The 12776-nt window shown below is 38.0% G+C and carries 17 protein-coding genes; 6 read left to right on the forward strand and 11 right to left on the reverse strand.

Annotated features, from left to right (window positions below):
* Positions 1 to 79 precede the first annotated feature (79 nt).
* The 6 genes from ACOQN3_RS04540 to ACOQN3_RS04565 form a co-directional block, all read right to left on the reverse strand.
* Positions 80 to 643, reverse strand: coding sequence for an LEA type 2 family protein (locus ACOQN3_RS04540; RefSeq protein WP_420545300.1), 564 nt, complete (start codon positions 641 to 643; stop codon positions 80 to 82).
* The gene (locus ACOQN3_RS04545; RefSeq protein ID WP_420545301.1) at positions 609 to 1874 is read right to left on the reverse strand and encodes a hemolysin family protein; all 1266 of its coding nucleotides are present in this window, start codon (positions 1872 to 1874) and stop codon (positions 609 to 611) included. The genes ACOQN3_RS04540 and ACOQN3_RS04545 overlap by 35 nt, the downstream gene beginning before the upstream one ends.
* Positions 1864 to 4035, reverse strand: a complete 2172-nt coding sequence (locus tag ACOQN3_RS04550; RefSeq protein ID WP_420545302.1) for a M20/M25/M40 family metallo-hydrolase — start codon at positions 4033 to 4035, stop codon at positions 1864 to 1866. Before ACOQN3_RS04550 ends, ACOQN3_RS04545 begins: the two co-directional genes overlap by 11 nt.
* Entirely contained in the window at positions 4032 to 4160 is a 129-nt protein-coding gene (locus tag ACOQN3_RS04555; RefSeq protein ID WP_420545303.1) for a hypothetical protein, read from the reverse strand. Before ACOQN3_RS04555 ends, ACOQN3_RS04550 begins: the two co-directional genes overlap by 4 nt.
* Before the next feature lie 247 nt (positions 4161 to 4407).
* Positions 4408 to 4527, reverse strand: a complete 120-nt coding sequence (locus tag ACOQN3_RS04560; protein WP_420545304.1) for a hypothetical protein — start codon at positions 4525 to 4527, stop codon at positions 4408 to 4410.
* 73 nt (positions 4528 to 4600) lie between these two features.
* Entirely contained in the window at positions 4601 to 5122 is a 522-nt protein-coding gene (locus tag ACOQN3_RS04565) for an adenylate/guanylate cyclase domain-containing protein (RefSeq protein ID WP_420545305.1), read from the reverse strand.
* A 450-nt stretch (positions 5123 to 5572) separates the two neighbouring features.
* Here ACOQN3_RS04565 and ACOQN3_RS04570 point away from each other — a divergent pair, with 450 nt between their 5' ends.
* Positions 5573 to 5854, forward strand: a complete 282-nt coding sequence (locus ACOQN3_RS04570; RefSeq protein WP_420545306.1) for a hypothetical protein — start codon at positions 5573 to 5575, stop codon at positions 5852 to 5854.
* A 93-nt stretch (positions 5855 to 5947) separates the two neighbouring features.
* Here the strand turns inward: ACOQN3_RS04570 and ACOQN3_RS04575 are convergent, their stop codons facing one another.
* From ACOQN3_RS04575 to ACOQN3_RS04585, 3 genes are all read right to left on the reverse strand, one after another.
* Positions 5948 to 6163 (reverse strand): hypothetical protein, encoded by a 216-nt coding sequence (locus ACOQN3_RS04575; RefSeq protein WP_420545307.1) that lies wholly within the window; start codon positions 6161 to 6163, stop codon positions 5948 to 5950.
* Positions 6164 to 7508: 1345 nt separating this feature from the next.
* The gene (locus ACOQN3_RS04580; protein WP_420545308.1) at positions 7509 to 7718 is read right to left on the reverse strand and encodes a hypothetical protein; all 210 of its coding nucleotides are present in this window, start codon (positions 7716 to 7718) and stop codon (positions 7509 to 7511) included.
* 260 nt (positions 7719 to 7978) lie between these two features.
* A complete protein-coding gene (locus ACOQN3_RS04585) occupies positions 7979 to 8140 on the reverse strand; it encodes a hypothetical protein (RefSeq protein ID WP_420545309.1) in 162 nt (53 codons plus the stop codon).
* 229 nt (positions 8141 to 8369) lie between these two features.
* Between ACOQN3_RS04585 and ACOQN3_RS04590 the strand changes: the two genes are divergently transcribed.
* Complete coding sequence (locus ACOQN3_RS04590) at positions 8370 to 8873, forward strand: hypothetical protein (RefSeq protein ID WP_420545310.1); 504 nt, start codon at positions 8370 to 8372, stop codon at positions 8871 to 8873.
* An 8-nt stretch (positions 8874 to 8881) separates the two neighbouring features.
* Here the strand turns inward: ACOQN3_RS04590 and ACOQN3_RS04595 are convergent, their stop codons facing one another.
* On the reverse strand, positions 8882 to 9214 hold the full coding sequence (locus tag ACOQN3_RS04595; RefSeq protein WP_420545311.1) for a helix-turn-helix domain-containing protein: 333 nt from the start codon (positions 9212 to 9214) through the stop codon (positions 8882 to 8884).
* A gap of 104 nt (positions 9215 to 9318) precedes the next feature.
* Positions 9319 to 9666: a P-II family nitrogen regulator gene (locus tag ACOQN3_RS04600; RefSeq protein WP_420545312.1), complete on the reverse strand. Its 348-nt coding sequence runs from the start codon at positions 9664 to 9666 to the stop codon at positions 9319 to 9321.
* A 176-nt stretch (positions 9667 to 9842) separates the two neighbouring features.
* Between ACOQN3_RS04600 and ACOQN3_RS04605 the strand changes: the two genes are divergently transcribed.
* The 4 genes from ACOQN3_RS04605 to ACOQN3_RS04620 all read left to right on the forward strand — a co-directional run bounded on the left by ACOQN3_RS04605 (position 9843) and on the right by ACOQN3_RS04620 (position 12644).
* Positions 9843 to 10256, forward strand: a complete 414-nt coding sequence (locus ACOQN3_RS04605; protein WP_420545313.1) for a DUF6659 family protein — start codon at positions 9843 to 9845, stop codon at positions 10254 to 10256.
* A gap of 26 nt (positions 10257 to 10282) precedes the next feature.
* Positions 10283 to 10816 (forward strand): PEFG-CTERM sorting domain-containing protein, encoded by a 534-nt coding sequence (locus tag ACOQN3_RS04610; protein WP_420545314.1) that lies wholly within the window; start codon positions 10283 to 10285, stop codon positions 10814 to 10816.
* A 2-nt stretch (positions 10817 to 10818) separates the two neighbouring features.
* The gene (locus tag ACOQN3_RS04615) at positions 10819 to 11742 is read left to right on the forward strand and encodes a cupredoxin domain-containing protein (RefSeq protein ID WP_420545315.1); all 924 of its coding nucleotides are present in this window, start codon (positions 10819 to 10821) and stop codon (positions 11740 to 11742) included.
* A 110-nt stretch (positions 11743 to 11852) separates the two neighbouring features.
* Positions 11853 to 12644, forward strand: a complete 792-nt coding sequence (locus ACOQN3_RS04620; protein ID WP_420545316.1) for an adenylate/guanylate cyclase domain-containing protein — start codon at positions 11853 to 11855, stop codon at positions 12642 to 12644.
* Positions 12645 to 12776 lie beyond the last annotated feature (132 nt).

The raw sequence follows: 12776 nt of genomic DNA on the forward strand, positions 1-12776 counted from the left end.
TTGCTTGTCTCGACAACAAAGTCAAGACAATTGTATGTTTATAATCTGAGACACATCATGTAGGTGCTAAATAACAGATTTATGATGCCCAATCTAGAGTCACTGTGTGCACTTTCTTTGATTCTCCAGACATATAATTTGTCAATCCAGACAGAACAGTTCCCCAAACATCAGAATGACTCAAAGTAAATTTGGTGTGAATCTGTTTTGATGTAAATGGTGGAATGTCTGCATCATGTTGTATCTTTCCTTCTCCAAGATAACTGTCATTGAGCCACAGTTTGTATTCTGTTCTATCCAGGGTAACAGTGATATCGTTTGGGTTGTGCATGCCAATTGATACATTTAATTCTACACCAGCAAAGTCGACATTTTGCACAGAGACATCTACATTTTCTACCTCAATTTTCTCAGGTGGGTTTATCTGTTCAACTTCAACTTCTGCGTTTAGCAACATGATTCCTGCTATAGCTGCAATCACAACTATTCCCAATACTGGAAAAATTATTTTGTATTTCAAGACTTGGCTCCTCTTGTCATACAAAGACTTTTCCCATTTTCTGATAGTTGTGTAATTACTTGATTGATAACTAGCATGTCCTTTTTCATCAATGAATGTTCTTCTCTTTTGAAATTTTTTCAATCTTGATGACAACAGGTTTGTTTTTGGATACGTTTTCGACTTTGATTGAAATATCCTCAATCTCAATTTTATCTCCTATTTCTGGGATATCATGTAGTTTCTCATGGAGTAGTCCATTTAATGTGGAATAATCATCACCTTCTGGTATGTTTGTTTTGAAAATTTCATTTATGACATCAATTTCAATGTCACCATTTGTGATAATCGTATTTCCATCAATCTTTTCATATTGAGGTTTTTCTGAATCGGTTTCATCATGTATCTCACCTACTATCTCTTCAATTAGATCCTCCATGGTGACACATCCTTCCACTCCCCCAAATTCATCTACTACTATTGCCATGTGAGTATTTTTTGCCTGCATTTCCTTAAGCAAGGAACTCATCCTTTTCTCTTGAGATACAAATATTGGTTCACGGACAAATTCGCCTAGTTTTCTTTTTTGGAATTCTGGCTCCATCAGATGTTTTAGTATGTCCCTTACATGCAAGACGCCGACAATATCGTCCAAATTTTTTCCATATGTTGGAATCCGTGAGTGGCCGCTTTTGTCTATAATGTCTGCTGCATTATCAAGACTCATCTGAGAGTCAAGTGCAAACATCTTGGTTCTTGGAGTCATGACAGAGCGGACTACAGTGTCATCAAAGTTGAGAGCCCCGTGAACCAAAGTACTTTCGTGTTTGTTTAGTGCCTCATCCCTGTGGCCCTGTTCTATAATTCCACCAATTTCCTCTTTTGTGAGTGCGGGAGGATTGTAATCACTACCAGTTATATTGATTATTGCACGGGTTATCTTTTCGAGTACCCACACTGCAGGGTAAAACACATAGCTAAATGCAATCAAAATACGACTGCACCTTAGGGAAACTTTTGTGGCATTTGCATTGCAGTAAGTCTTGGGAGTCACTTCTCCAAAAATTATGATCAAAAATGTCATGATGCCAACTGCAATTCCCAATCCATTTTCTCCAAATATCTGAATGGCAACAACTGTAGCAAGAGATGCAGAACCGATGTTGACCAAGTTATTCCCAAGATTTACACTTGACATCATCCAACCCGGATTGGATTTTAGCTTCTGCAGTGATTTTGCTCCTTTGACGTTGTCTTTTACCAGTCTCTCCACTGTTGCTTTAGATGTTCCAACTAGTGCAACCTCCAGCCCACTGAAAAAACCAGAAAGTCCAATGAGTGCCGCAAGTGCAGCTAATTCATACTCAAGAGCCATCTTTTTCAGAACACATGTAGATAACCGACGTCAGAAGTGCAGCACGTTCAACAATACTGTCATGAACAATGTATTCTTGTGGGGAATGGTACATGTGACCCTTGGGTCCAAATCCATCCAATGCTGGAAGTTCTGGAGGAACATTGCTGATGTCTGAAGACATGATCTGCTCGTATCGTTTTATTTTGATTTCATGTTTTTTTGCCAAATTTTCAATCTTTTCATAAAATAAAGTATCAGTTTCCTCCTCCAGTACGGGAGGTCTAGTGCGCATCTGGTTTATTGCTACTTCTAGTTTTGGTGCATCAGATTCATGTTTTTTCATTATACTGCGTATTTTTGTATCAAGTGAAATTCCAAGTTGAGTAGTCTTGAAGCTACATATCAATGAAAATGTTGCAAAATTTGGCGTATGTCCATAAGTTCCCTTAGATGCAATAGATGTTGTTCTAACTCTATAATCTTTCTCATCTTTGGATAGTTTCTCAATTGCAGAAATCTTTTTCCCCAATACAGGAATAATTCCGTGAATGTCTGCAGAAAATACATTTGGCGCAGTAAAGCGAATGTCATAGTCATTTCGCCCATAGCATGTAGTAATTATCCCACCATCCTTGCTGGCAGACTTTAGACCCAGTACGTATCTTGATTTTTTAGAATATTGTTGAATCAGTTCCTTGCTGAATTTGCCACCTAGACTATCATCTGTAGTTAGCAATATGGCGCACTTTACTTTGTTAATTTTTTTTGCAAATCGTAATGCATGCAATGCACCAAGCAGTACAATTATTCCTCCTTTGCTTTCAGCAATACCTGAACCAATTATCTTGTCACCGTCCTCGTAATAGCTTATCAGGTCATTTGGTCCATAATGAGTATCCATATGAGACACAATAAGAATATCGTTTTCTAACTCGTCATGGTTAGTAAAGAATCTACAATCTCCTACCTCAAACTGCCTGTGAATGTGCTCATTGAATCCAAGATGTTTTAGTCTGCGAGATAAAATATTTCCAAGCTTGTTTACGTTATCAATATTATATACATGGGTGTTAAGATTCACCAAATCACGTAATGTCTCTTTTAGACTTTGCAAGTGTCCTCTCAAGTACGTTCTTGCAATGACACGTAATGGCTGAGTCATGTCAGGTTCTCCTACTGCATTATAGGATGAGCCGAAATACCTCATTACGGCAATATCCAATATTTTGTTGATTAGTGAATCATAAGTATATCCGGCAGTTTGTGCAGCATAAAGCAGTGATCCTCCAGTACCAAGACTTGCCATTGAGTTTAGTTCAAGAATATAGAGATTCTCATCTTTGTCCATCCTAAAATCTACTCTGCTGTAATCATTTAGTCCCAAGGATGAGAATGCATCTATACACATTTGCTTAATCTCATTTGCTTTCTCTTTGGATAATTTTGCAGGACATATTTTATCAACTCCGCCTTTTTTCTTTTTGTCATCTATTGTTTGTATCTGAGATGGATTATCTAGATTGATTTCAACTATTGGCAAGATGTCTATATTGGGGATATTTCCTATTATTCCAACAGCAAATTCTCGTCCTGGAATAAATTGCTCTACTAGAATATCTTGCTGGAATTTTTCAATCTGTGTTTTAACTGCCTTGTGTAGGTCGTCCCAATTATCAACAACTTCCATCCCCATTGAAGTTGACTCTAGTTTTGGTTTGACAATTACAGGAAAAACCAAGTCATCAAATCTGTCCTCAGGAGTTTTGAAAACCCAGAAGCCTGGAGTCGAGATATTGTTTTTTTGTAATATGATTTTTGTCATTACTTTATCCTGAACTATTGCATGTCCTGCTGGACCAGATCCAATATATGGAATTCCCAACATCTCCATCATTGCAGGAACATGGGTGTAACGATTCTGTCCCTGGATTCCGTAAGCCATGTTGAATACCATTCCAGGAGAGTCGCCTTCAACTACTTTTGGCATAAATTTGCGGAGTTCGTCTGCAAGGTGAATGTCACCCTCAACTACTTTGACAGTATGTCCTCCCTTCTCCAAGGATCTTGCAACACGTTCCACCGCCTTTGAACTGTAGTGCTCCTTTGTAGTCATTCCAAAAACGTTGATTACATCATCCGGATCGATCCCAGTTTCATTGTAGATTAAGGCTACCCTCAAGACACATCCTCATCGAACACTGCGTGTTCTCTTATCATTGAGTCACAATGACTGTCATCAGTTTCCAGTAGCGGTTTTTGAATTACTGTTTTTGCGGTAAACACATACGTGCTAGTACTAATCACGAAAATCACAGATGTAATTAAAACAACAAAACTATACTTTAAAATCAACTATGAATGTCCTGATATGAAATATTTGTAGATATTAATTTTGACATCACATTGTGTTGGTTGTTGTTTGTATTAAGGCTTTAATTGACTGATTTGAGAAATTACGAAAAATGATTTGGCATGATTATTTGTACTTGTACCTGTAAACGCGGAAAATTTTATCCTGATCATCTGAATAATGCTGCAAAGGATGATTCAACTAGTCTGTCATGTCTGAGAAAAAGCTTTGCATGTATGGGTCTAGTTTGTCATATGCGTCTTGGCCCACTATGATTTGGTTTGGTTTTGCCAAATTTTGAATCTTTGATGCCACATTCATTGTAGATCCTAGCAAATCAACATGTGCCTTTTGTTCATCGGCACCATATCTGACTACAGTATTATTCCCAAAATCAACCGATCTTTATGCCAATCTTAGAAAGCCCCACTTTTTCAATTAGTATGGGGTTGATTCCTTGTTTTACGACTTTTATCATGGATTCTGCACAGGCCACCGTATTGTATACTGCCGGTATTTGGTCTGTCTCGGTTTCTACAAAATATCCTATAACTGCATCACCGACAAATTTTAGGACATATCCATGAAACTGTTCAATCACGTACGACATTTCCTGAGAAAATGAGCTTATTATTATTGACAGTTTGTCAGGTGGTAGTGTAATGCTCATTTTTGTAGAGCCTACAATATCCACATAAAGTACTGCCATGTTTATCTGCCCAAACACATTTTTTCTCAGGAATTTTTCAGACGAATCAATCACTCTAGTGTATTGATATCCGTTTTCCAATGCATTGTTGATTCTGTTTTGCACATTTTTTATCAATGTGTCCGAATCAATTGTATTATCCGGATTTTTGCTCAAGAGCATATCTATTATGTTAGGGGTTTGTTCTTTGTCTGGTTTGAAACTCATTGATTTTGTAATGTGTGACTAGTATATACGCCATAATCTTCTTTTGTTTTTTCAAGTTTATTTTTTCAATTCTGAAAAAACATGAAATATTCAAGATAACAGCAAAAACTAGTTCTACATAGCAGTGTGTAATTTGATTGACATTGAAGGATATTTCAGAGCCAAGGCATCTTGAATCACATCCAAAGGAATCAAATGCAATGAGGGACTTTTTGGGTTTGAGATGAAATAAGTATGTCCCTTGGCATTGCAGCAGGAGTTGGAGATGGCAGGTATTGTATCTGGTGGAACTAATTAGATATGACATCGAAAATGAGATGTTAATCTTGGAATCATCAAATCTAAAGTTCCAAAATGTCTCAAGTAATTGTAATGTACCTATCGATGGAAGATGCAATAATGACTGTTGCAGCTTAATTAACTAGAACGACTCTAATATGGATGTACCTTATGTCAAATGCACTTACAGAACTATTAAATGAAATTAATGATGAACTGGTAAATCAGATTTCTTTGGCCAACAGCATGGATAAAAAAATAGATACGAGAAAACTTGTTCAGTTATCACATACTCTGAATGGTGTAATTAGTACCTCAGGACTTTCTGATGATGACAAGTCAATGCTGGAAAAGTTCTCGGCAACTCTGGTTCAGGACAATGCGACCATCAAGAGTCTGAGATACGAAAAGCAGGACCTTGAAAGAGTGCTTTCCAACTTGAATGACATCTAGGCTTTCTCGGCATATGCCTTAACCTGATGCAGACAACTTGCAGAGACGTATAGATTCATCAAGGTATGTCTGGCTTGACATTCTACAGGACTCCTAATCCCAGTCATCTTCCCAGCTGTTTTCCAGATATTCTGGAGCTTTATCGTCAGTGTTTTCTTTGTCTTTTGATGGAATAGTACGGATGAACTTGTGACATCTAGTACACTCGTACATGCCATCATAGCCTGGCATCTTGACTTTTGCATCATGAATACAAGTATCTTGGGTTACTGTTTTGTATACCAAAACTATTACCTGTACCGATCCCAATGACAATCACAATTGCATCCATTATGACATCTCATTCTCTTGCAATCTGAGCATATCTTCTGTCCCCAAGAAATTGCAGCATACATGGTATTACTGGCACGTTTATCCTAATTAACCCGACCAGTAACATGAAACACTATAAGCGATATCGATGTAATGTCAGTAACGTAGTGGTGTGAGTTTGCATATCTGTGAAGAAGGACTGAATTGACTACTCAGCTACGTGTTGTTATGTCATGGCAGGAGTTTTCTGTCTTTATAAGCCAGTAATGACCTAGTCAATCATGTTAGAAAGTTTTTTTGCAAGAATCAAAGGAAGACAAGAAAAGACATCAAAGGACGTAAACGCATTCAAAGAATCTCAAGAAGAAAAGAAACCAATGGAAATTGAAAAATAAAATGGCATACCATTGCAAGCATTGCAGTTTTACTTGGGATTCATCAGAAGGTGATATTCAAAAATTACTTCTGCATGAAAAGACTCACTTGAAAAATAAGCAAGTCATAGTAATGGAGAAAACAGGATGACATCATGATTGCAGTTGATGATCTGAGATCCTGTGATAATTGTGCAAGCGTGTTCATGAAAAAAACAGGCGACAGGATAACAAACAGATGTCCCGTATGTAAAAAGGAAATTCCTGCTTAATGGTATCAAAGACATATTCCTATCTCAAGAAATTGCTACATACCTTTCTTCATCACAACGTAGAACAAGAGCATCACTGGTGGGATGAGAAATAAAACCTGATGAATGATGAGTCAGTACAGAACAGCCCATGCTTTGGACAAGGGATCTCCTGTTAGAAAAAACCAAGAACGATCATGCTGAGAGACGTGCAAACAACAACTCACGAAACTCTTCTGCTGGATTCGATCAACTTTCTTTCGATAATTTCGGGAAAATCTCCGAATTGATAATGTTACTCTCCGGATTTATACCATTTATTTTCAAATTGATAATTCATTTTTCCAAACTGATACCGAAAAGATAGTTTCTGAAACCGAACTGATTCCGAATTGATAAAAATTATCTCCAGATTGACAATTATCATTCCGGTAAACAAAAATGACCATGCCGGATTGATATTACACTTTACCGGATTGATATTCAGATAAATTTCTAATTTACCGGAAAGATACTAAAAATCAAGCCTTTTCAAGCCTATACCGGAAGCCTTGAGGCTATGCCGTAAGCCTCTACCGATGGACATTTCTGGACATTGTCCAATTTTATCCACAAAAATTGTCCAATTTTGTCCACAGATGTCAAGTTATGTCCAATTCTGTCCAGTAATGTCTAAAAATATCCAAAAGGAGGCCATTACGAATCTTATGATGCCCGCTAGATTCTGCTAAACATGGCTTCGCGGGTTACCTTGCTGCTTGACCTTGTCTTTAGCTGCTTGTTGAAGCATGGACAACGTAATCCCTCTGCCTTCACGAATACCTCGCAATACAAACAATATTTCTGACTGTCCTCATTTTTTGACATGTCTCTTGCTGCAGGTTTCTTTGCCTTGAATCGTGCACACATTCCAGAACAAAAGGTCATTGCTTGCAATCAAAATCACTTACTAATCAATCATAATCTGATCTGGACAACTAATCAGAAAACAATTGTTCCTAGTTGTGTCTAGTCTCTCTGATTCCCAACAGAATCGTTTCCCTCTCAAAGTTCTCAGATGTTGGAGGTCTTGTGACTTGCTTTGCCTTATTTCAACGTCAATGGCGGTTTTGCAATAATAAACCGCATCGGATTTGGCTTGTTGCCAATACCCAAAACATCAAATGAAACAATTCAAGAATACCATCTTATTTCCAAGGATCTGACTCTTCTTTCCAGTATTCGACACCTTTGCCGTCCTGTCTTGCAGATTCGCTGTCTTTTACATCAGCCAATAAACACTCATCAGAACAGTGGGTAAGCTCCGGATCTTTCATTATCTTGCCGCATTTCTTGCACCACTTACCCAATTTCCTGCATCATCATCATGTCATGGTAGACCAATCATTTAGGGTGTTCCTACATTATCATCGCTGGCAAACGAAAACACGGCAAATCCGTAGTTGATCTAGTTTATTATCTACGATGATGTAGATATGTCTTGAGACGATTATCATAGATCCTTCAATTGTAAAAAGAAAGCCCCATTCTCCAAAGAAAGAAAAGACAAGGACAATAACATACCGGCTTCCTGTAACCATGATTGAAGAGATGGAGACTCAGGCAATGCAGCAAAACACATCTCAAAATGTTCTGGTAAGGCAAATCATCCAGAAATATCTCCAGTGGGACAGGTTTGCTGAAAGCATTGCAATGATTCCAATCCCGAAAAGTATTCTACAGACAATGGGAAACGACATGACTGCAACTGACATTGACATGATAGTTGAATCGGTAAAGCCGATAATCAAGGACAATGTAATGTTCATGAAGGGAAAATATGACTTGAAAAGATGCATAGAGGCATTGGAGGATTACATACAGGCAACCGGAATGCACTCAGATCATAGAGTAGAAGGGTCATTGCACCACTTTATCGTGCAGCACGGACTAGGAATAAAGTGGTCTCTTTTTACGGAGCAACTGCTCAAAGAGATATTTCACGAGTTTCTGCCAGAAAAGAACGTAAGATGTCAGACCACGGACTCTACCGTAATTGCCACCATGTCTCTTGGTTCGGACTTTAATGAGCACGAATATTAAAAAAGAAATTAGTTGTTGTTGAGAATTAGTTCGACTTCAACCTGGCCATCATTGTAATTGCTTTTGATTCCTCTGATTTTGCTTCTGTACAGGAATAATCTCTTTCCGTCATCGCTGATCATGCCGGATATCTGGAGCAGTTTGTTGTCCTGAAGGGTCTGCAATCTTCTGTACACTGTACTGATTGGGGTTCCGGTCTCGGCAGTTATCTCCGTTGCTGATTTTGGCTTGTCCATAACGGCTTCAAGAATGGACCTGCAATACTTGTCGGATATGATTGATAGAAGATCCTCTTTTGTTGCATCTTCTTGTGTTTTGTGTGCTGATTGTAATACTTGCATGTTGTAACTGTGCATATTTTTGATATAATCACTGAGTATACACTGTCATACAATTCAACACAAATGAGAAAGATTGATTTTCATCTTTTGTAAAAGTAAAAAAATTAGAGGGCAGATTCACCTGTGCTTTTGGTACCGATGTCTATTGCTTTTTCCACGGGAGTTACAAAGATCTTGCCGTCTCCTTTTGAGCCCGTACTTGCGGCATTGAGAATTGCAGTCTCTACCGCATCTGCATCTGCATCTTCAACCACCACAAGAACTTCATCCAGGGAAGCATATTCTGCTGTATGTCTGCTTGTGCCCCTTTCTCCCCCCACTTCTGGTCGGTGTCCCTTTCCTCGTCCACGGGCTTGTATTACTGAGATTCCGCCTACTTTCTTTTTCTCTATGGCATCTACAACTGCTCTCAGCTTGTCGCTTTGAACAAATGCCTCTATTTGTTTCATCATTGCTTTATGTTGTCAGTAATACAAGAAGAGATACCATGATTTTCAAATTTGAATTTCCATTTGCAGAGATTCCTAAAGAATATTGCATCTATGGCAATATGGGAGGCCAGATCAATTTTTTGAATTTTCAAACCAGCCAATTAAAGTCTTAATACAGATAACAACCATACAATGTTATGTCCAAATTAATATTTGAAAATATGTCTAATTGGGAATCTGCAAGCAAGTATGTTCTGAGTTTTACGGGAATTAGATTTGTCGGAGTCATAAACAACATGGGGAACCTTGTGACAGGAGATTACAAGAAAGGAATCGTTCCAATTGCAGATATGGATCAATACAAGATCTGCATGGAGCATGCGCTGGAACTATTCATGAAAAAAGATCTTGACGATACATTGGGACCACTAGACTACATTGTATCAAAGAGAAAGAAAATGAAAATAATCACGATTCCGGTGAATGATTATCTTGTATTGATATCTGCAGAATCCGGTGTAAAGATTGAACCGATAATTGGTGAGATAATTCAATCTTTGAAGGAAATGGCACAAGAAAATGAAATGAAATTACATGGACTGGCTAATTGATTTTAACGTACGGTCTTTCTGTTCTGATGATCTCAGCATTTGTAGTAACTGGACTTGACGCTAACGTATTTGCTGAAGAAATAATAATCCAGAAAAACCCATCTAGTAAGGACACTGATCGTTCAGGCTCTATGATAAAGACCCAGACAGTCTCATCTGACGGCTCAATTTGGATATTTCTTGCAGCTACAGAGCCTGTAGAGAAGGAGCGGATGACAGTCAACATCAGGTTTACTGACAAGGACGGAGGAGAGGTGAATGATATCAACTATGACATCATAGCAACCCAAAATGGCCAGGTTGTCTTGGAAGACTTCATGGTTAACCAGCAGATGGGCATTGGGGACCACCGAACCCATGCGTTGCTTAGTGATGACAAGGTAAGCATCAAGATAACGCTCCAAGGAATCGGGGCAGATCCTCCATTTACAGGACCTCATGGCGAACCCAGTCAGATTGAAGAAATTCCAGAATTTGGGATAATGTCTGTAATGATCCTTACTGTTGCAATAATCAGCATCATTGGAATTTCTGCGAAATCCAGGTTGATGATGCGTTAGAAATGAGAATGCGCATAAATTCAGATGCAAAAGGACAAAATTCTGTGAAAAATTATAATGCTGTAACTGTTACGTTGTTATCTTTGTTGATAGTTTTTCTAGGTTTTAATTTTGCTGATTCATATGGAGAAATTTCTTTAAACAATGCATTTCTTTTGGAAGGAACAGGTTACGCAGTAACACACGACGCAATTAAAAACTCAGAAACTAATCTTTCATTGTACACTCGTGGGCAAAGTGGTAGCAATATCATGTCTACAATTGAAACAGGGTTTATTACATTAAATGATGAAAGTTTCCTAATTACCGAATTAAAGGCAACAATGCTTCGTGAAGGCAAATACATTCGAATCAACGGGATTGTACAAGGGGATAACAACGAAGCTGCTATCAGCTTTTTTGGAAGACAAATTGAAGAAAGTCAAAATGGCTCAATTTACGGATTTACTGGAAGAATAACATCTGATGATACTTACAAAATTATCTATACTGCAAAACTTGATGATCTTGTAAAATTCAATCTTTCAGAAAACAGTCAAAATAAAAAACCCGTTATCGAGATTACAAAAGGTTCATCCACTCAAGGTATTGGTTCTGCCACCGGTTCTGTAAATTCATTACAATTCAGACATTTCTCACAAGATAAAGTCTCTGTTGAGCCTGGAACAACAATTACCATCACAAATAATGATGTGGTGTCACATAGTATTCTAAGCGGAATACAAAATTCTGATCGTCATCAGCAGGTTGTAGCTGATGGCAGAATTTCAACTGGGGAAATCCTACCCGGTCAGTCAATGGACATTACATTTCACGATGCAGGATTTTACAGACTGTATGATCCAGACTATCCATGGATGAAAATTGTTGCATATGTGTATTCAGACATTGGAGGAAATGTCATTCTGGGACAGTCACGAAACTGATGCTATCTTGGCTATCCATTTTGCTTAATGGGATTTTTCAGCATTAATTGAAAACCAAATTTCAAAAAAGAGAATTATGGCGTATATACTAGTCATGCGTTACAAAATCAATGAGTTTCAAACCCGACAAAGAGCAAAATCCCAATATACTAGACATCCTTCTGAGCAAGAACTCAGATAAAACAATTGATCCTGCCACACTGATAAAAAGTGTCCAAAACAGAGTACACAAAGCATTGGAAAACGGATATCAATACACTAGAGTGATTGATTCGTCTGAAAAATTCCTGAGAAAAAATGTGTTTGGGCAGATAAACATGGCAGTACTTTATGTGGATATTGTAGGCTCTACAAAAATGAGCATGAGGTTGCCACCTGACAAACTATCGACAATCATTAGCTCGTTTTCTCAGGAAATGTCGTACGTGATTGAACAGTTTCATGGATATGTCCTAAAATTTGTAGGCGATGCGGTAATAGGATATTTTGTAGAAGACAAGACAGACCAAATACCGGCAGCGTATGAGACGGTAGCTTGCGCAGAGTCCATGGTAAATGTGGTAAAACAAGGAATCAACCCTATATTGATTGAAAAAATGGGGTTGTCAGAGATTAGCATAAAGATTGGTATTGATTTTGGGAGTAATGTGGTAGTCCGGTACGGTGCTGATGAGAAAAAGGCATTCGTTGATCTGCTTGGACCCACCATGAATATGGCATCAAAGATCCAAAATTTGGCAAAACCAAACCAGATCATAGTGGGACAAGACACATACGACAGACTAGACCCGTACATGCAAGAATTTTTCTCAGACATGACGGATGAGTTGGATTGTCCATTACAGCATTATTCAAATAAACGAGATAAAATTTACCATGTTTATAGATACAAGTATCAATAAACGAATATCGCAGATTAACTCATAATCTCTCAAACTGTAGTTTATGGACAAAAGGTGGGATGGAATTTGTCATAAAAAGACTGAAGTTTGTATAAAACAACAAAGTCATTGTAAAATGCGATTACAAACAAG

Source organism: Candidatus Nitrosopumilus sp. (genome assembly GCF_965223225.1).
In the GTDB taxonomy this organism is placed as follows: domain Archaea; phylum Thermoproteota; class Nitrososphaeria; order Nitrososphaerales; family Nitrosopumilaceae; genus Nitrosopumilus.

What these genes read in the sequence shown, in the direction of transcription:
- ACOQN3_RS04605 (WP_420545313.1), top strand. Translation starts at nt 9,843, where the DNA reads ATGTCCAAATTAATATTTGAAAATATGTCTAATTGGGAATCTGCAAGC.
- ACOQN3_RS04545 (WP_420545301.1), bottom strand. Translation starts at nt 1,874, where the DNA reads ATGGCTCTTGAGTATGAATTAGCTGCACTTGCGGCACTCATTGGACTT.
- ACOQN3_RS04565 (WP_420545305.1), bottom strand. Translation starts at nt 5,122, where the DNA reads ATGAGTTTCAAACCAGACAAAGAACAAACCCCTAACATAATAGATATG.
- ACOQN3_RS04595 (WP_420545311.1), bottom strand. Translation starts at nt 9,214, where the DNA reads ATGCAAGTATTACAATCAGCACACAAAACACAAGAAGATGCAACAAAA.
- ACOQN3_RS04590 (WP_420545310.1), top strand. Translation starts at nt 8,370, where the DNA reads ATGATTGAAGAGATGGAGACTCAGGCAATGCAGCAAAACACATCTCAA.
- ACOQN3_RS04560 (WP_420545304.1), bottom strand. Translation starts at nt 4,527, where the DNA reads ATGAATGTGGCATCAAAGATTCAAAATTTGGCAAAACCAAACCAAATC.
- ACOQN3_RS04610 (WP_420545314.1), top strand. Translation starts at nt 10,283, where the DNA reads ATGATCTCAGCATTTGTAGTAACTGGACTTGACGCTAACGTATTTGCT.
- ACOQN3_RS04600 (WP_420545312.1), bottom strand. Translation starts at nt 9,666, where the DNA reads ATGATGAAACAAATAGAGGCATTTGTTCAAAGCGACAAGCTGAGAGCA.
- ACOQN3_RS04620 (WP_420545316.1), top strand. Translation starts at nt 11,853, where the DNA reads ATGAGTTTCAAACCCGACAAAGAGCAAAATCCCAATATACTAGACATC.
- ACOQN3_RS04580 (WP_420545308.1), bottom strand. Translation starts at nt 7,718, where the DNA reads ATGACCTTTTGTTCTGGAATGTGTGCACGATTCAAGGCAAAGAAACCT.
- ACOQN3_RS04570 (WP_420545306.1), top strand. Translation starts at nt 5,573, where the DNA reads ATGTCAAATGCACTTACAGAACTATTAAATGAAATTAATGATGAACTG.
- ACOQN3_RS04615 (WP_420545315.1), top strand. Translation starts at nt 10,819, where the DNA reads ATGAGAATGCGCATAAATTCAGATGCAAAAGGACAAAATTCTGTGAAA.